General features: G+C 69.0%; 20 protein-coding genes. 12 read left to right on the top strand and 8 right to left on the bottom strand.

What is annotated here, in order from left to right; all coding sequences use genetic code 11:
- Positions 1 to 64: 64 nt before the first annotated feature.
- Positions 65 to 982 carry an oxygenase MpaB family protein gene (locus ABZX10_RS05235; protein WP_355535304.1) on the bottom strand — a complete coding sequence of 306 codons (918 nt, stop codon included), beginning with the start codon at positions 980 to 982 and terminating at the stop codon, positions 65 to 67.
- Between the two features lie 108 nt (positions 983 to 1,090).
- Between ABZX10_RS05235 and ABZX10_RS05230 the strand changes: the two genes are divergently transcribed.
- The gene (locus ABZX10_RS05230) at positions 1,091 to 1,666 is read left to right on the top strand and encodes a TetR/AcrR family transcriptional regulator (RefSeq protein WP_355535301.1); all 576 of its coding nucleotides are present in this window, start codon (positions 1,091 to 1,093) and stop codon (positions 1,664 to 1,666) included.
- A 281-nt stretch (positions 1,667 to 1,947) separates the two neighbouring features.
- Here the strand turns inward: ABZX10_RS05230 and ABZX10_RS05225 are convergent, their stop codons facing one another.
- The gene (locus ABZX10_RS05225) at positions 1,948 to 2,616 is read right to left on the bottom strand and encodes a TetR/AcrR family transcriptional regulator (RefSeq protein WP_355535298.1); all 669 of its coding nucleotides are present in this window, start codon (positions 2,614 to 2,616) and stop codon (positions 1,948 to 1,950) included.
- 194 nt (positions 2,617 to 2,810) lie between these two features.
- Here ABZX10_RS05225 and ABZX10_RS05220 point away from each other — a divergent pair, with 194 nt between their 5' ends.
- The 6 genes from ABZX10_RS05220 to ABZX10_RS05195 all read left to right on the top strand — a co-directional run bounded on the left by ABZX10_RS05220 (position 2,811) and on the right by ABZX10_RS05195 (position 8,010).
- Complete coding sequence (locus ABZX10_RS05220; RefSeq protein WP_355535295.1) at positions 2,811 to 3,605, top strand: SDR family oxidoreductase; 795 nt, start codon at positions 2,811 to 2,813, stop codon at positions 3,603 to 3,605.
- Between the two features lie 37 nt (positions 3,606 to 3,642).
- The gene (locus ABZX10_RS05215) at positions 3,643 to 4,773 is read left to right on the top strand and encodes a DUF5938 domain-containing protein (protein ID WP_355535690.1); all 1,131 of its coding nucleotides are present in this window, start codon (positions 3,643 to 3,645) and stop codon (positions 4,771 to 4,773) included.
- Positions 4,770 to 6,248: an AMP-binding protein gene (locus ABZX10_RS05210; protein ID WP_355535292.1), complete on the top strand. Its 1,479-nt coding sequence runs from the start codon at positions 4,770 to 4,772 to the stop codon at positions 6,246 to 6,248. Before ABZX10_RS05215 ends, ABZX10_RS05210 begins: the two co-directional genes overlap by 4 nt.
- A gap of 190 nt (positions 6,249 to 6,438) precedes the next feature.
- Positions 6,439 to 7,086 (top strand): flavin reductase family protein, encoded by a 648-nt coding sequence (locus ABZX10_RS05205; RefSeq protein WP_355535289.1) that lies wholly within the window; start codon positions 6,439 to 6,441, stop codon positions 7,084 to 7,086.
- Complete coding sequence (locus ABZX10_RS05200) at positions 7,083 to 7,445, top strand: antibiotic biosynthesis monooxygenase (protein WP_355535286.1); 363 nt, start codon at positions 7,083 to 7,085, stop codon at positions 7,443 to 7,445. The genes ABZX10_RS05205 and ABZX10_RS05200 overlap by 4 nt, the downstream gene beginning before the upstream one ends.
- Before the next feature lie 46 nt (positions 7,446 to 7,491).
- On the top strand, positions 7,492 to 8,010 hold the full coding sequence (locus tag ABZX10_RS05195; RefSeq protein WP_355535283.1) for a VOC family protein: 519 nt from the start codon (positions 7,492 to 7,494) through the stop codon (positions 8,008 to 8,010).
- An 82-nt stretch (positions 8,011 to 8,092) separates the two neighbouring features.
- On the opposite strand, the gene ABZX10_RS05190 is transcribed toward ABZX10_RS05195, so the two are convergent.
- The gene (locus tag ABZX10_RS05190; RefSeq protein WP_355535280.1) at positions 8,093 to 8,689 is read right to left on the bottom strand and encodes a TetR/AcrR family transcriptional regulator; all 597 of its coding nucleotides are present in this window, start codon (positions 8,687 to 8,689) and stop codon (positions 8,093 to 8,095) included.
- A gap of 138 nt (positions 8,690 to 8,827) precedes the next feature.
- Here ABZX10_RS05190 and ABZX10_RS05185 point away from each other — a divergent pair, with 138 nt between their 5' ends.
- A complete protein-coding gene (locus ABZX10_RS05185; RefSeq protein ID WP_355535687.1) occupies positions 8,828 to 9,745 on the top strand; it encodes a zinc-binding dehydrogenase in 918 nt (305 codons plus the stop codon).
- A 216-nt stretch (positions 9,746 to 9,961) separates the two neighbouring features.
- Here ABZX10_RS05185 and dnaB read toward each other — a convergent pair whose 3' ends face one another.
- On the bottom strand, positions 9,962 to 11,368 hold the full coding sequence (gene dnaB, locus ABZX10_RS05180; protein WP_355535277.1) for a replicative DNA helicase: 1,407 nt from the start codon (positions 11,366 to 11,368) through the stop codon (positions 9,962 to 9,964).
- A 541-nt stretch (positions 11,369 to 11,909) separates the two neighbouring features.
- Between dnaB and ABZX10_RS05175 the strand changes: the two genes are divergently transcribed.
- Positions 11,910 to 12,404 (top strand): hypothetical protein, encoded by a 495-nt coding sequence (locus tag ABZX10_RS05175; protein WP_355535274.1) that lies wholly within the window; start codon positions 11,910 to 11,912, stop codon positions 12,402 to 12,404.
- A 63-nt stretch (positions 12,405 to 12,467) separates the two neighbouring features.
- Here ABZX10_RS05175 and rplI read toward each other — a convergent pair whose 3' ends face one another.
- The 4 genes from rplI to rpsF all read right to left on the bottom strand — a co-directional run bounded on the left by rplI (position 12,468) and on the right by rpsF (position 14,118).
- Positions 12,468 to 12,920: a 50S ribosomal protein L9 gene (gene rplI / locus ABZX10_RS05170; RefSeq protein WP_355535271.1), complete on the bottom strand. Its 453-nt coding sequence runs from the start codon at positions 12,918 to 12,920 to the stop codon at positions 12,468 to 12,470.
- A gap of 14 nt (positions 12,921 to 12,934) precedes the next feature.
- Positions 12,935 to 13,192 carry a 30S ribosomal protein S18 gene (gene rpsR, locus ABZX10_RS05165; RefSeq protein ID WP_068526176.1) on the bottom strand — a complete coding sequence of 86 codons (258 nt, stop codon included), beginning with the start codon at positions 13,190 to 13,192 and terminating at the stop codon, positions 12,935 to 12,937.
- Positions 13,193 to 13,270: 78 nt separating this feature from the next.
- Positions 13,271 to 13,807: a single-stranded DNA-binding protein gene (locus ABZX10_RS05160; protein ID WP_355535267.1), complete on the bottom strand. Its 537-nt coding sequence runs from the start codon at positions 13,805 to 13,807 to the stop codon at positions 13,271 to 13,273.
- A gap of 26 nt (positions 13,808 to 13,833) precedes the next feature.
- Complete coding sequence (gene rpsF, locus ABZX10_RS05155; RefSeq protein WP_068570214.1) at positions 13,834 to 14,118, bottom strand: 30S ribosomal protein S6; 285 nt, start codon at positions 14,116 to 14,118, stop codon at positions 13,834 to 13,836.
- Between the two features lie 202 nt (positions 14,119 to 14,320).
- Between rpsF and ABZX10_RS05150 the strand changes: the two genes are divergently transcribed.
- The 3 genes from ABZX10_RS05150 to ABZX10_RS05140 all read left to right on the top strand — a co-directional run bounded on the left by ABZX10_RS05150 (position 14,321) and on the right by ABZX10_RS05140 (position 17,265).
- Complete coding sequence (locus ABZX10_RS05150) at positions 14,321 to 15,175, top strand: ABC transporter permease (RefSeq protein ID WP_355535263.1); 855 nt, start codon at positions 14,321 to 14,323, stop codon at positions 15,173 to 15,175.
- 61 nt (positions 15,176 to 15,236) lie between these two features.
- Complete coding sequence (locus ABZX10_RS05145; RefSeq protein ID WP_355535260.1) at positions 15,237 to 16,094, top strand: ABC transporter permease; 858 nt, start codon at positions 15,237 to 15,239, stop codon at positions 16,092 to 16,094.
- Positions 16,095 to 16,098: 4 nt separating this feature from the next.
- Positions 16,099 to 17,265, top strand: a complete 1,167-nt coding sequence (locus ABZX10_RS05140) for an MlaD family protein (protein WP_355535257.1) — start codon at positions 16,099 to 16,101, stop codon at positions 17,263 to 17,265.

Genomic DNA, 17,265 nt, shown 5'->3' with positions numbered 1-17,265 from the left:
ATCAGCATGTCACGCGGCGGTCGCACACAACCCCGTGCCGCGCGGACGGGCGGGCGCGCGAGGGTTACGCGGCGGGAGTGGGGCGCGTGGCGTCGGTGGCGGCGCGGTGCACGGGGCAGCCGGGCGCGAAGGTTCCCATCGTCTCGGTCCGGAAACCGCGGGGGTAGCTGCGGATCCGACGATTGTCGCGGACGAGGGCCGGCTTCCGGCGGGAGGGCAGGACGGCGAGCATGCGGGCGCGGGCCTTCATCGCACCGACGGACAGCCGCCGGACGAGCGGGCTCGGGACGCGGTAGCGGAAGGCGCGCAGCAGGGGTTCGTCCATGAGGCCACGGCTGAACACCTCGACCGCGCGGCGCGCGGGCTTCGGGTAGAAGGTGGTCATCAGCTCGAGGGTGGAGTCCGCGACGCGACGCGCTCCGGGGTCGAACGCGAAGTGCTCTGCCTCGTATCCGTCGAGGAGGTCGGCGAACGCGTCGTACGTCGCGGGGATACCGGGGATCGCCATGTGCTTGCCGAGGGCCTGGTAGTAGCGGACCGTCGCGCGGATCTCGTCGGGCGTGAGATCGCGCCAGCCGTAGTCCGCGATCCACCGCACCGGGACCACGACGAACGTGGCCAGGACGTACCGCATGTCGTCGTCGGTGATGTCGTACATCTTGTGCATCTGGTTGATCCGGCGGATCGCTGATCTGCCCTCGGCGCTGCCGAATCCGTGCATGAGCGGCTCGTCGAGAAGGAGCGCCGTGTCGTCGTACCGCTTCTGGACGCGCTGCGTGAACTCGCCGGTGCGGTCCAGGAGGTTGCCGATGCTGGGCACGGCGTAGGTACGGAACAGCGCGAAGCTCAGTGCCTGGGTGATGTCCCAGGGGAAGTCGTAGGTCGCGAGATTCCGGGCGATCAGCTCGAAGTCGGTCTCGGGGTCCAGTCCGCGATTGCGGTCGATCTTCCAGCGCAGCGAGCGGGCTGATGGTGACTGCATGTCGGTCTCCTCCGTGGGCTGACGTCACTATAAGTCGACTTCTAGTAGTGTGCAAGAGGTCACACGGCGAGGTCCCGGCTGCCGACGTCCGGCACTACCATCGCCTGCATGAAGCCCGCCCGCTCGACGCCGTCCCGCTACGCCCAGCTGCGATTCCTGGACGCGGGGATGACGGTGCTCGCCGACCGCGGGCACGCCGCACTGAAGCTCGCGGCCGTGTGCGAGGCCGCCTGCGCATCGACCGGCAGCTTCTACCACGCGTTCCCCAGCTGGCCCGAGTTCACCTCGGAGCTGATCCGGTACTGGCGCGAGGTGAAGAGCAACCGGATCATCGAGGCCGCCCGCCAGGTCCCGGACGCCTCCGATCGACTGGTGTCACTGATCGAGACCGGCATGACGCTGCCCCACGCGACCGAGGCCGCGATCCGGGTCTGGGCCGCGCACGACCCCGAGGTCGCGCGGCACCAGCGCGAGGTGGACGCCGAGCGCCGCGACGTGATCGCGGAGACCTACGTGGAGTTGCTCGGCGACGAGGAGCTCGCGCGGCACTACGCGACGATCGCGATGTACCTGCTCGTGGGCTACGAGAGCGGAACGCTGCAGTCCCTCGACACACTCGCCTTCAGCTTCCGCGTATTCGTCGAGCTGGCCCTCGGCGTCAGCGAGGACGACGCCCCACGCTGATCCGCCCGACGGGGTGTCGGTGTGGGCGAGGCTCGGCCGTTCCGGGCGTGTTGATGATCGGGAAACCCATGCGTCCGACGCATGGCTGCATCGTTCGAGGCCAAGCGCCATATCTAGGGCGTGAGCCATGTTGTTCGCGCATGGCTCGCAGGAGTCTCGTCGGTGGACGGCGGCAGAGACCACCGAGCATCGGGTGAGCCGAGCCGGCGTGGCGCGGGGGACGACGAGCACGATGTCCAGCGGTCGTCGGTGGTGATATCGCCGAGGGGGATCGTGGTCGATCAGGGCGACGGGCGGAGGACGAGCGCGTCGAGCAGGGCGAAGACCTGCGCCGCGAGGTCGGCACCGGCCGCCTCGTCGCCGCCGACCCGGCGACGCACCGCCCGCTCGAAGGGCCCGTCGAGCGCGGCGTAGGTGCCGGCCGAATCCAGTAGGGGCGCACCGTCGGACAGCTCCGCGTACCGTCGAACGACCCGCCAGATCATGGCCTCGAGATCGCCGTCGATCTCGCGCACATCGTCGACGAGGGCCGCCTCGAACATCGCCTGCGACCGCAGGTCGTACCAGAGCTTGTGCGTGGGAAGATCGTGCTCCATCGTGGCGGCCAGCCGCTCGGCGAATCGCGCCCGGAGCGCGGGCGCGTCGTCGTCGGGTCGGAGCACGTCGTCGTAGGAGGCGATGCACTCGCTCTTGTAGAGGTGCACGCAGTGCGCGATGAGCTCGAGCCGATCGGCGAAGTAGTAGTGCAGCACGCCGTGGCTGTACTCGGAGTTCGCCGCGATCTCGCGCAGGCTCGTCCGTGCGTAGCCGAGCTCCGACAGGGTCTTGAGCGCCGCGCGAGCCAGCTCGTCCCGCTTGGCGGCGACCTTGGTGGCGTGCTTGGTGGCGCCCACCGCCGCGGGCGCAGGACCACCGGCAGCGGCGCTCGGATTCGCGATCAGATCGGTCACCTCGCCCCTCTCGCCGCCGACCCGGTGCCGGCATCACCCCAGGATAACCCCCGTGATGCGGATCACAGCAGGTCCCCCGATTCATTCTCTTGACGATTGTCCAACAATTTTCTTGACAGTCGTCTAGATTCGATTGGGTGACGGGCATCACAGAACAACCCGCACGCGGTTCCACCTCGAACAAGGGAGTAGTCGTGAGCGCATTCGATCTGACCGGCCGGCGGGTGCTGGTCACCGGCGGGGCCCAGGGGCTCGGCGAGGGCATGGCGCGGGCTCTGGCCGAAGCCGGGGCGTCTGTGGTGATCGGCGACCTGCAGGCGGAGCGGGCCGCCGCCGTCGCCGCCGAACTCGGAGCCGGCCACGGCTCGGTCCACCTCGATGTCACGTCCGAGGACAGCTGGTCCGCCGCCGTCGACGCGACCATCACGCGGCTCGGCGGCCTCGACGTCCTGGTCAACAACGCCGGCGTCGAGATCACGGGCCTGCTCACGGAGATCTCGGTCGACGATGTGCGTCGCCAGCTCGACGTGAACGTGCTGGGCACGGCGCTCGGCCTCAAGCACGGCCTGCGAGCGATGCGCCCGGGCGGCGCCGCGGGTTCGGGCGGCGCCATCGTCAACGTCGCCTCCGTCGCCGCGACGATCGCCTTCCCCGGCATCGCCATCTACTCCGCCACCAAATCCGCGATCGACAGGATGACCCGGGTGGCCGCGATGGAGTCCGGAAAGCTCGGCTACGGGGTGCGGGTCAACTGCATCTACCCCGGCCTCGTCCCCACCGAGATGGGCACCGGGCTGGCCGTCGACATGGCGAAGATCGGGCTCTTCGAATCGCCCGAGCAGGCGGTCGAAGCCGTCGTCGGCCTCACGCCCAGCGGCCGGCTCGGCGAGGTCCGGGACATGGCCGACGGCGTCGTCTTCCTCGCCTCCGACGCGGCCCGCTTCGTCAACGGCGCCGGCCTCCCCGTCGACGGCGGCATGGGCATGTGACCCGTCCAATCCCTCGAAACCGACCCTGACTAGGAGAATCATGAGCAACAAGCCGGTAGTGGTGTACGGGGCCTCGGGCTACACGGGCCGCCTGATCTGCGAGTACCTGCGCGAGTACAACGTGCCCTTCACCGCGGCGGGCCGCGACGAGGGCAAACTGACCGAGTCGATGGACAAGAACGTCGCCGGTATCGAGACCGCGGACTACGAGGTGGTCCAGGTCGAGCACGACGTCGCCGCCCTGACCGAGCTCTTCCGTGGCAGCAAGGTCGTTCTCAACACCGTGGGGCCGTTCATCAAGTTCGGCGACCCGGTCGTCGAGGCGGCGCTGAACGCCGGTGCGCACTACAGCGACACCAACGGCGAGCAGGACTGGATGATCCACCTGGACGGGACCTTCCACGAGCGCTTCGCCGAGGCCGGGCTCCTGTTGGCGCCGGGCATCGCCCAGATGTACACCACCGGCGAGATCGCCGCCCAGATCGCCCTGGAGACACCCGGCCTCGACACTCTCGACATCGCCGTCTTCTGGGGCGGCAGCCCCACTATCGCCTCCACCCGCACGATCCTGGTCAACGCCGCGGGCGGCGACGCCTTCTTCCTCGAGCAGAACCAGTACGTCCCGTTCGACCCCACGCAGGGCCTCGTCCCGCTGGTCGTCCCCGGACAGCACGAGCTGGCGCAGTCCCTGCCCTGGGGCGGCACCTCGCACCCGGTGTGGTTCAAGCGGGATCCGCGGGTCGCGAACTGCAAGGCGCAGGGCGGCGTCTTCAACACGGCGCTGATGAACAACGTCCCGGTGATCGTGGCCCAGGCGCTGGAGGCCACGAAGGACATGTCACCGGAGGAGCGCGCCGACGCCCTCGACGCCGTTGCGGCACAGGTCATGAATTCGATGCCGCCGCGCGAGAATCCGCGTGTGAACAAGTCGCTCGACTCGGTGCACGCATCCGGGCCCCTCGGCCGGGCGCACGTGGTGATCCACGGGAACAGCAACTACAAGCAGACGGGCCTGCTGCAGGCCTACGCCGCGTACTCGCTGCTGCAGCAGCCCCCGCGCCGGGTCGGCCTCGCGTCCGGCTGTCAAGCCTTCGGGCACCGCGAGCTCGAGGGTGTCCTGCGCACCTTCGGGCTGATCTCGGAGCCCATCGTCACGGTGCACCGATGACGGTGCGCGACCTCCCCGAGGTACCCGCCCTCCCGGAGATCCGGGCGGCGCGGGCACCGTCGGATCCCGCGCTCGCCGACGACCGCCTCGACCTGTCCAACAGCGAGTTCGCGGCCGCCGTCCGGACGGCGGCCACCCGGCTCGAGGAGTACGGCGTCGAGGCCGGTGACGTGGTCGGCCTGTTGCTCCCGAACCGGGTCGAGCTCGTCGTCGCCGTGTTCGCCGCGTGGCGGCTCGGCGCGGCGGTCACGCCGATCAACCCGGCGCTCGCGCCACCCGAGATCGCCTACCAGGCAGCGGATGCGGGCGCCCGGGTGCTCGTGACCGAGGACGGATCCCCCACGCCCGACGGTATCGCCACGCTCCCGTGCGGCGAGCTGCTGGCCGAGACCGACGGCGACGATGCACTGCCGGTGCAGGCCCGGCCGACCGATCTCGCGCTTCTCATCTACACCGCGGGTACCACGGGAAAGCCCAAGGGGGTCATGATCACCCATGGCAACATCGCGGCGATGACGGCCTCGTTCATCGAGCACTTCTCCTTCACCGAGCGCGATCACAGCCTGCTGGTGCTGCCCCTGTTCCACGCCAACGGCGTGGTACTCGGAACGCTCACCCCGCTCCGGGCGGGCGGCCGCACCACGATCGTCGGCCGCTTCCGGCCGGACGAGTTCTTCCCCGCGGTCGAGCGGCACCGTCCCACCTACTTCTCCGCGGTCCCCGCGATCTACGCGATGCTCACCGCCCTGCCGCCGGAGATCGTGCCGGACGCGTCCTCGCTGCGGTTCGGGATCTGCGGCGCCGCACCGATGCCCGTCGACCTCATCGAGCGGTTCGAGTCCCGGTTCGGGGTGCCGATCGTCGAGGGGTACGGGCTGTCGGAGACCACCACCGCCTCCGCGATCAACCCGCTCGACGGTCCGCGCAAGTCCGGCACCGTCGGTCCCGCGCTGCCGGGCCAGCGCATCCGCATCGTCGACGGTGCCCTCCGCGACGTCCCGCCCGGGGAGACCGGGGAGGTGCTCATCGCGGGCGACGTGGTGATGGCCGGCTATCTGAATCGCCCCGACGCGACGGCGGAGACGATCGTGGACGGATGGCTGCGCACCGGCGACGTGGGCCTGCTCGACGAGGACGGCTACCTTCGCCTCGTGGACCGGGTGAAGGACATGGTGATCCGCGGCGGCGAGAACATCTACCCCAAGGAGATCGAGGCGCAACTGTACCGCGATCCGCAGGTCTTCGAGGCAGCCGTGATCGGCCGGCCGCACGAGGTCCTCGGCGAAGTGCCGGTCGCGTACGTCTCGCTCCGTGCTGGCGCGACGGTGACCGCCGAGGAGCTGATCGACGGCCTGCGCGGTGAACTGGCGAAGGTCAAGGTCCCCGTCGACCTGATCCTGCTCGACGAGATCCCCAAGAACCCCGTCGGGAAGATCGACAAGCCGACGCTACGGCGGCGCGACGCCGCCGAGTAGCGGCGTCCTCGGAAGCACGCACCGCACGGCGGGGCGGGATCGCCCCGGGCGAGCGACACGGTCCACAGGCGGGATACGGGATATCTGGACGGTCGGACTCTCGTCGAGCGGACCTTCACACCTGCTCGACACGCCGTCGGCAGCGGCCCGTCGCCCCTGCGGAGACGCCAGGTCGGAGACGACGTCCGCAATGACGTCGTTGCGTGATGACCATTCTTCGCTTCCCCTCAGATCGAGTGGGAACCGGTTTCTCACCGTCCGCTCAGTGCGGACCGGCAGCACGTCAAGCGATCTGAGCCGATCCGGATTGCCACTCGGGCGTCCCACATCCGCACGTCAACCGCGCGACCGGCCGGCGCCCGACCCGACGACACGACCCGATCCATCGGCGTTCGGGTGCTTCCCGTCCGGAGTCACCGCCCTGTGCGGGATCGCCGGCGGTGCCCCGGTGGGCATCGCCGCTAGTTCCTTCACGTCCGTGTCGATCTCGCCCCCGCTGGTGTCGGTGTGCTTCCAGACCAGTTCGACCACGTGGCCCCGGCTGCGCGAGCTCGATCGGGTGGGGATCAGCGCGCTCGCCGAGTCGCACAACGACGTCTGCCTGAGCCTGTCGCGCCGTTCGGACGATCGGTTCGTGGAGGTCGCGTGGGACAGCGCCGAGAGTGGCGCCGTCTTCGTCGAGGACGCACCGGCGTGGCTCGAATGCTCCCTCTACACGGAGATGTCGGCCGGTGACCACTCGGTGGCCCTCTTCGAGATCTACGCCCTCCACGCGGATCCCGAAGCGGCTCCGTTGATCTTCCACGCCAGCCGATTCCGCCGATTGGCCACCGCATGACAGCGAACACCAGCCGCATCGGCATGATCGCGACGATCCCGGCCATCACGGACGCGAACCGAGAAGCGTTCGAGAACACGGTCACCGAGGCCGCAGAGGCCGTCCGCGCGGAGTCGGGAAACACCCGCTACGACTGGTTCTTCAACGCAGAGCGGACCGCTTGTGTGGTGCACGAGGAGTACGCGGACTCGGACGCCGTGCTCACCCACCTCGGCACCGTCGGCACGATCGTCGGACAGCTCGCCCGGCTCGGCGGCGGCCTGGTCGTCGACCTCTTCGGGTACCCGTCTCCTCAACTGTCCACCGCGCTCGAAGGGCACCTTCGTTCCGCGTACATGCCTCACCAACCGGGCACCTAGTCCCACGCCCAGTGACCACGAACATCCACAACGAAAGGCCAGACCCATGATCAAGATCGACCGCATCGCCCACGTGGTGATCAAAGTGCGCAACCTCGAGCAGTCGCTCGACTTCTACACCCGGATCCTCGGCCTCAAGGTGATGGGCAGGATCGAACCGGGTGTGGCGTTCCTGTCCACCGGGCGCGATCACCACGAGCTGGGCATCGCGCAGCTCGGCGACGAGGCACCCGGCAACTCCTTCTACCGGGTCGGGATGGAACACTTCGCCTTCCGCCTCGAGAACGAGGAGGACCTGCGCGAGGCCTACCAGACGCTGCTCGACGAGAACGTGGAGATCGCCTACACCGTGAATCACGGCGTTGCCAAGAGCGTCTACTTCATCGACCCCGACGGCAACGAGCTCGAGGTGTACTGCGACAACTCCCCGGCCGAAGTCGCGACGTTCGACAACCCCTACGGCGGCATGGAGAAGCTGGACTTCGCCACCGACAAGCCGTCACTCATGGACTCGATCGTCGAGGCCCAGCAGGAGATGGCTCCGGCCGGCGCCGCCGCGGACTGAGACCGGGCCGGCCTCACCCCGGTACCCCGACGATTCGGGCTCCACGGCGTCCGCCGTGGAGCCCGACATCGTTGGGTCCGGATCAGCCGAGCGCGTTCGCGACGACCTTCGTCGCGGTGCGGCCCGCGATCTCCACCGACGTGGTGGAGCGGGTTGTTCGTGCCAGTAGCGCCGATCCCTCCATGAGACAGAAGACCTCGACGGCCACCTCGCGTGCCTTGTCCGCCGACATACCGGCCGCAGCGAATCGATCCTCCAGCACGTGCAGCCACGATTCGAACGCCTCTGCCGCGACCGCGCGGATCACCTGGTCACTACTCGCGATCTCCAGCGCGATCGACGCGACCGGGCACGCCTCGACGTAGTCGGTCGTCTCCAGTCGGCGGGCGGCCTCCCGGAACGACTCCGCCGTGGCCTCGACGACGTCACCACCCACGGTGTAGATCGACTCGATGACCTCCCGGTAGCGAGCGCCCCCGTGCGCGATCGCGACGCTGCCCAGCTCCTGCTTGCCCCCGGGGAAGTAGTGGTACAACGACCCGTACGGCGCCTTGGCCTCGGCCAGCACGGCCTTGATTCCCGTGGCGGCGTAGCCCTGCTGACTGAACAGCTGCGCCGCAGCGTTCACCAGACGTTCCCTCGTCTCCACGCGGGGACCGGTGGTCATGGTTTCGGTCATGCACTCGATGCTACCCGATAGATCAATCAATCAGAACAGGGCCGGCGCCACACACTCAGCAGATCGCGCACGGCGAATGCTTGATAGATCGCTCTATTCAAGGAACAAAGGTGACCATGACGCAACGGCTTCGCCGGGATCTGCGGCTCGGACCTGCACGTGTACTACTATCCCGAGGCCGTCCCGATGGACCTCGGGATGCCGCGGGTTCTCGGCCACGAGTTCTCGGGAACAGTGGTCGAGGTGGGTGAGGGCGTCACGGCGGTGGCGGTGGGCGACACCGTCGCCGTGTACCCGCTCGCCCACTCCTGTGGCGAATGCTCGGCCTGCAGCCGAGGGCTCCCGTTCTGTTGTCCACAGATGGCTTCCGTCGGCGCCACCGCCCCGGGCGGTGACCTCGCCGAGTACACCACTGTCGAAGCCTCCTCCGTGCACGTCCTCCCCGACGACGTCGACCTGAGGATGGGCGCCCTGGTCGAGCCGATGGCGGTCGCCTGGCACGGTGTCGCCCGGTCCGGTGTCCAGGCCGGCGGCAGCGCGCTCATCGCCGGTGCCGGGCCGATCGGGATCGGCACGTACTTCGCCCTCAGGGCCCGCGGAGTCGAGAAGATCCTGGTGTCCGAGCCGAACCCCGAGCGCCGAGCGATCATCGAGCGCCTGGGCGCCACCGTCGTCGATCCCAGTGACCTGCCCGCCGCAGCCGCCGCGCTGACCGGCGGTGCCGGAGTGGACGTCGCGATAGACGCTGCCGGCGCGGGGTCCGCACTGCCCGCGGCCCTGTCATGCCTGTCCGCCGGCGGACGCGTGGTCGTCCTCGCGTTCTACGAGCAAGCGATCGAGTTCCAGCCGACGCAGCTCATGCTGGCGGAGACCGAAGTCGTCGGTGCCGTCGGCTACACGCATGAGGAGTTCGACGAGGTGATCGCCGCGATGGCCTCCGGCCTGTACGACCTGACCGGCTGGGTCCAGGAGACCGGACTGGAGGCCACCGTCGAAGCGATCGAGGCGCTGCGCACCGGGAACGGTGCCAAAGTCCTGATCCGTGCGAGTGAATGACGAAAGATGCTCTGCCCTCGTGCCCCGCGGCGGTATCCGATCTGGACCGCTTCGACGGAAGAGCAGGGGCACGAGGTCCTCGATCAGTCACCGCAGTGGGCGGTCGCTCTCGGTCGGGGCGGCCGGCTCGCGGACGTGACGCAGGCGTCGCGTCAGCGCAGGTCGGTAGAGTCGACACCGCGAAATCCGGGCCCCTGCAAGATGACGACCACGACGTCAGCCCTTGGCCATGTCCACGAAGCGGGAGTAGTGCAGCTGGTGGGCGACGGTGATGGTGGCGGTGGGGCCGGCGCGGTGCTTGCCAAGGATGAAGTCGGCCTCGCCGGCCCGGGGGTCGTCGCGCTCGTAGGCGTCGGGCCGGTGCACGAGGACGACCATGTCGGCGTCCTGCTCGAGCGAGCCGGACTCGCGGAGGTCGGCCACCTGGGGCTTCTTGTCGGTGCGCTGCTCGGGACCACGGTTGAGCTGTGCGACGGCGATGAGCGGGACCTCGAGCTCCTTCGCGAGCAGCTTGAGCTGCCGGGAGAACTCGGAGACCTCCTGCTGGCGGGACTCGACCTTCTTGCCCGAGGTCATCAGCTGCAGGTAGTCGATGACGATGAGCTTGAGGCCGTGCCGCTGCTTGAGGCGGCGGGCCTTGGCCCGGATCTCCATCATCGTGAGGTTCGGCGAATCGTCCACGAACAGCGGCGCCTCGGAGATCTCCGACATGCGGCGCGCCAGGCGTGTCCAGTCGTCGTCGGACATCTTGCCCGAGCGCATATCGGCGAGCTTGATCCGCGCCTCCGCGGAGAGCAGGCGCATGACGACCTCGGTCTTGCTCATCTCGAGGCTGAACAGCACCCCGGGCATGTGATGCTCGACCGTGCAGGAGCGCAGCACATCCAGCGCCATGGTCGATTTGCCGGCGCCAGGGCGGCCCGCGACGATGATCATCTGCCCCGCGTGCAGGCCGTTGGTCAGCGCATCGAAGTCGGTGAAGCCCGTGGGCACACCCATGCTGACGCCGCCGCGCGAGGCGATCGCGTCGATCTCGTCCATCGTGGGCTGCAGCAACTCCTCGAGGATCACGTAGTCCTCGGAGGCCTTGCGCTCCGTCACGTCGTAGACGGCGGCCTGCGCACGGTCAACCACCTCGGCGACATCGGCACCGTCGGACCCCGAGTAGCCGTACTGGACGATCCTGGTCCCGGCCTCGACGAGCCGCCGCAGGATGGCCTTCTCGGCGACGATCTCGGCGTAGTACCCCGCGTTGGCAGCGGTCGGCACCGTGGAGATCAGAGTGTGCAGGTACGGGGCCCCGCCGACGCGCTTGAGTTCGCCCTTGCGGTCGAGCGTGGCGGAGACGGTGACCGCGTCAGCGGGCTCACCGGCGCCGTAGAGGTCGAGAATCGCGTCGTACACCGACTGGTGCGCGGGCCGGTAGAAGTCACCCGGGCTGAGCACCTCGAGCACGTCCGCGATGGCGTCCTTGGACAGCATCATGGCACCGAGCACCGACTGCTCGGCGGCGATGTCCTGCGGAGGCTGGCGGCCGAAGTCCTCGGGCGGCGGACCGTCGGACGTGGGCTCCGAGCGCCTCGCGGGCCCAGGAGTGAACTCCTGCTCGTCCGTGACCGACACCGGGACCCACCTCTCCTCGCACCCGCACCACCCGAGGGCGGCACGGAGACTCACCAATGCTCACGACAGGTCTAGCGCGGACCACTGACAGGTTCCGGAAGGACTCCCGCACGGGCGCGCGACCGACGCACGTGAACGCTAAGCCCTCCGCTCGTCGTCGCAAACTCCACCTGTGGACGGACCTGTGTACTTCCTGTGCACGGCGCGCGGTCAGGGTGGGGACGTCGGTGTGGACCGATGGGGAAAACCTGTGGAAACCTGTGGCACCGGATCGAGTCGCCACAGGTCAGGTGGGGTGCATCCGCCTCCCCACCCTGTGGATCGAAATTCCTCCGCGTGTCGCACTGAACTCACATTCGGGCGTGTCGTCAGTACACCCGTCATCGACAGGCAGGCAAAACCACCCCTCGTTGTTACCCACCGGTCACCCGCTGCGCTCCCTACCTGCACGAACCCGTCACCGGCCCCGCACGTGCCTTCTCCGGGTCACCCGCAGCGCGTACTCTTGTCCGAGCATTGACGACTGCGGAAGGACGCACCGATGAACACCTCCACGATCTCGACGCGCACAGCCGGCGTCGCGGTCGCGCTCGCGGCTGCCGCCACGTTCGCCATCGGACCCGCTGCGGCCGCGCCTGCGCCTGCACCCAAGCCCAAGCCGGCCTCGGTGACGGCCACCTGCTCGAGCGCGAACCCGATGTTCACCCTCGGGGGCGATCAGCTCACCTGGAAGGTGACGGTGACCGTCGGCGGTCCCGGGCAGATCCTGGTCTCCGCGACGGGCAGCGCGGGCTATCGCGACTTCGTGCTCAGCCAGTTCGCCTCGAACGGCTCGCTGTCCTGGAACAACACCTCGACCGGTAAGTTCGGCACAGCCAAGGTGGCCGGCGTCGGCGCGTCCCCCACGCTCAACAAGACGCCCGTAACGACCGGTAAGGGCTCGGTCACGTTCAACCTGGTGATCAAGGCGGGCGCCGGCTCGGAGTGGATCGGCACCCAGACCAGCACGCCCTGCGTGGGAACCATCACCGTCTGATCGCCCCGTAGACGCGAAGAACCCCCACCGCCGCGGGCGGTGGGGGTTCTTCGCTGTCGGAAGCTACTGCGCCGCGACAGTGAGCGCGAACTTCGCGCGGACGTCGGGATGCAGGACGACGACCACGGGGAACGAGCCCGTGGACTTGATGTGGCCCTCGGGCAGCTCGATGCTGCGCTTGTCGACGACGGGGCCGCCGGCGGCCTTGAGCGCGGCGGCGACGTCGGCGACGGTGACCGAGCCGAACAGCTTGCCCGACTCCGCGGTCTTCACGGTCAGCGAGACGGCGGCGAGGCCCTCGATGGCCTGCTTGAGCTCGTTGGCGTGATCGAGGCCGCGCACGCGCTTGGCCTCCTGGCTGCGGCGGATGCCCTCGACCTGCTTCTCAGCACCACGGGTGGCGACGATGGCCAGGCCGCGGGGCAGCAGGTAGTTACGGCCGTAGCCGTCCTTGACCTCGACGGTGTCGCCCGGGGCGCCCAGGTTGTCGACGTCGGCGGTGAGGATGAGCTTCATTTCTTCACCCCTCCTTAGCGGGTCGTCGACGTGAACGGCAGCAGAGCCACCTCACGCGCGTTCTTGACGGCGATCGCGATGTCGCGCTGGTGCTGGACGCAGTTGCCCGTCACGCGACGGCTGCGGATCTTGCCCCGCTCCGACAGGAACCGACGCAGCAGCGTGGTGTCCTTGTAGTCGATCTTGGTGTTCTTCTCCTTGCAGAACGTGCACGCCTTGGCCTTGACGGCCTTCTCGACGCGCACCTTCCGGCCATTGCCCTTACCGGCCATGGTGTTGGTACTCCTTGATGAGGTCTACTTGGGCGTCCGGCGAGCCGGATGCGCCCTTCACAGTGTTCGATCCCGGGATCAGAACGGCGGATCGTCGTTGCCGCCGCCGAAGCTGCTCCCGGCCGCGGGGGCACTGCCCCACGGATCGTCTGCGGGCTGGTTCTGGCGCGGAGCCTGCTGGGCCGGCTGCTGGCTGTAACCGCCACCGCCACCCTGGCCGCCGCCACCGAAACCGCCGCCGCCACCGCCGCGCTGGGTGCGCGTCGGCTTCGCCGTCGCGTACCGCAGGGAGGGGCCGATCTCGTCGACCTCGAGTTCCACCACTGTGCGCCGCTGCCCCTCACGATCGTCGTAGGACCGCTGCTTGAGCCGGCCGGAGACGATGACGCGAGTGCCCTTCGTGAGCGACTCGGCGACGTTCTCCGCCGCCTCGCGCCAGATGTTGCAGCGCAGGAACAGAGCCTCGCCGTCCTTCCACTCATTGGAATTCCGGTCGAAGGTCCTGGGCGTGGACGCGACGGTGAAGTTGGCCACCGCTGCACCCGACGGGGTGAAGCGCAGCTCCGGGTCCGCCGTCAGGTTTCCGATGACCGTGATGACCGTCTCGCCTGCCATGGTGTTTCTCCCTGCTTGTAGTACGGCTAGTTCTGCCGCAGCACCTTAGTGCGAAGCACCGACTCGTTCAGCTTGAGCTGACGATCGAGCTCGTTCACGGTGGCGGGCTCGGCGGTCAGATCGATCACCGCGTAGATGCCCTCGGCGTTCTTCGAGATCTCGTAAGCAAGACGGCGCTTGCCCCAGATGTCGACGTTCCCGATCGATCCGCCGTCCTTGCGGACCACGTTCAGGAAGGTCTCCAGCGAGGGCGCGACGGTGCGCTCATCCAGGCTCGGATCCAGGATCACCATCAGTTCGTAATTACGCATGGGCTTTTCGCCTCCTCCTATGGACTATGCGGCCGTGGACTCTCCACGGCAGGAGTGTTGCCGTGACGGCAACCGCACCAGGCTACCCCAACCCGTCGCCACCTGCGAAATCAGTGTCCTGACACGGCGTTCGTGGATATGTTCGCGAAACCGCCCGCAGATAGAGAATGTTCCTTAACATATGACGCGGAAGGAGGCGCCGATGCCGAAACAGGCACCCCAGGACGTTCCGGTCGCCCGACCCGGAGCCGTCGCGGCCCTGCGCGCGAACCTCGACGCCAATGCGCTCGGGCCGGTCCGCACCCTCGGGCGGACCGTCGAGCTCGTGCTCAACGCGACGGTGTCGATGGTGGCCGACGTGCTCCGGGCCAAGGTGCCGGTCCGGGAGGTCGTGGTCCAGGCCTGGTTCCTGGTCAGCGTCACCGCGGTACCCGCCTTCCTCATGGCCGTCCCCTTCGGCGTCATCGTGACGATCCAGGTCGGCAGCATCGTCAACCAGATCGGTGCGGGCTCCCTGATGGGCGCCGCGAGCGGCCTGACGGTGATCCAGCAGGCCGCGCCGCTCGCCGCCGGTCTGCTCCTCGGCGGCGCCGGCGCCTCCGCGATCGCCGCCGACCTGGGATCGCGCACCATCCGTGAGGAGGTCGACGCGATGCGGGTCATGGGCATCGACCCGGTCCGCCGGCTGGTCGTCCCGCGGATGGTCGCGGCCGCGCTCGTCGCGCCCCTGCTCTGCGTGTTCATCACCGTCGTCGGCATCGGCGCCGCGTACTACCTCGCGGTGTTCGGGCAGAACGTCACGTCCGGAAGCTACTGGCTCAGCTTCGGCGCCTACGCCACCACCCGCGACTTCGGCTTCTCCCTGCTCAAGGCCGCGATCTTCGGGTTGATCATCGCGGTGCTCGGCTGCCAGCACGGTCTCGAGGCGAAGGGCGGCGCCCGCGGCGTCGCCGACTCGGTGAACACCACGGTGGTCGTGTCCACCGTCGGCATCATCGTCCTCAACTTCGCGCTGACGCAGGTCTACACGTCCTATTTCCCCATGCGGGTGGGCTGAGCATGACCCTCCACGCACGACCCGCACGACCCACTACGTCCCGCACGAGAGTGGGCTGATCATGACCATCGCCCGCTACCGCCCGAAGGGCTTCCGGACCCTCGGCACGGTCTACGACACCCTGCGCGTCCTGATCGCACGCCTGGGCCACATGCTCTCGTTCACGGTGTCGTCGATAGCGCTGATCCCGCACGCGATCCGCAGCTACCCGAAGCAGACGATCCGCACCGTCACCGACCTCACCTGGGGTCGCGGCGCGGTCATCGTCGGCGGCGGCACCTCGCTGATGATGGTGGTCCTGGGGCTGGCGGTCGGCGGCACCGTCGCCGTGCAGGCCTTCTCGACCCTCGACCTGCTCGGCATGGGCCCGCTCACCGGCGTCATCGCCGCTCTGGCCAACACCCGCGAGTTCGCCCCGATCCTCGCCGCCGCGGGCTTCGCCGTCCAGGCGGGCTGCCGGATGACGGCGGAGATCGGCGCCATGCGGATCACCGAGGAGATCGACGCCCTCGAGGCCCTCGGCCTACGCTCGATCTCCTTCGTGGTGAGCACCCGCATGATCGCGGGGATCGTCGCGATCGTGCCCGTGTTCCTCATCGCGATCATCGTGAGTTTCTTCGCCTCCAGCACCATCGTGACGCTCGCGCAGGGCGACGCCGCCGGGACCTACGAGCACTACTTCGAGGAGTTCCTCTCGCCCGCGGACCTCATCGCGTCGATCGCCAAGGTGGTGGTGTTCATCTGCGCCGTCATCCTCATCCACTGCTACCAGGGCTTCTTCGCCGCGGGCGGCCCGGAGGGAGTGGGCGTGGCGTCCGGCCGCGCGGTACGGGCGTCGATGGTCGCCATCGTCGTCCTCGACATGCTGATGACCCTCGCCATCTGGGGCATCAACAGCGACCTGGTGTTCAAGGGGTGAGGGCATGACGACGAACCTGGTCGCCCCGGTCACGGGGATGATGACGCCCGGGCCGGTGCTGCTGCGCCGCGGCATCGCGGCGATCCTGGCGACGGTGCTCCTCGGGACCGGCTTCTGGCTGGTCCGGTCGATCGTCTCCACGCCGCCGAAGACCCTCACGCTCGTGGTCCGCGATGTGGCGCCCGGGGTCGGGCCGGGTACCGCCGTCGAGATGGACGGGCTGCGGATCGGCGAGGTCACCGACGTCACCGACCACGGGTCGGGCCGGCTGGGCGTGGCCCTGCGGCTCAACGGCGCGGCCGACGACCTGGTGACGGACGCCGTGAAGGTCGCGTTCGCGCCCGGGAACACGTTCGGCATCACCGTCGTCGCGCTCACACCGGGCCGCGGCGGCCGGGTCCTGGCGCGGGGCGCGTCGTGGGCGCCCCTCGGCACCCCCGACGACGGGACGATGGCCTCCCTGCTCCGCTCCCTGAGCACGATGGAGCGCGAGAGCTTCCGCCCGCACATGGCGCAGCTGATCGCCCAGGCGGACACCACAACCAGGCAGTTCCTGCCCTTCCTCGGCGCGATCGGCGCCATCGCCGAGGCCAACGCCGACACCCAACGGATCCCCACCGCGCAGACGCTGCCGACGATCGCCGCGACCCTCGGCTCCCTCGACACGTCGATGAAGCGCATGCTCCCGGGCCTGCGCACCCTGTGGGAATGGACCGGGCCGGACACCCCCGGCTACCCGAAGCGGCAGCACGACACGATCCAGGCCTTCGCCTACGACTTCGCCCCCGCTCTCGCCGCGCTGCTCAGCGCGCCGAATGTCGCGGCCCTCACCGAGGTCCTCGTGCCGGTCCGAGAGCTCGCCACCCGGGCCACCACGAGCTTCCCCGAAGCGGCGCGCAACGGCCGGCAGATCGAGGAGCTCATCGAGCGGATCCGGAGGTCGATGCCGGACAACGGATCCGGCCCCGTCCTCAACCTGGATGTCACCTTCCAGCGGTTCCCGGCCATCTCCTCGCTGCTGCCACCGGCACCGTCGTTCTCGGTGACCCCGCCGGGCGCGCCCGCGCCGGCCACGACCCCGTCGACGGTGCCGACCCCGGCCCGGCCCGCGGGCGGGACCCCGGCACCGTCGCCCACCGCCGCCGCGCCGACCACGACGAGGGGCCGCTGA

The sequence above is a fragment of the Tsukamurella sp. NPDC003166 genome, from assembly GCF_040611135.1.
In the GTDB taxonomy this organism is placed as follows: Bacteria; Actinomycetota; Actinomycetes; order Mycobacteriales; family Mycobacteriaceae; genus Tsukamurella.
Note: the sequence above shows the minus strand (reverse complement) of the source record. Positions and strands in the feature narration are given on the sequence as shown.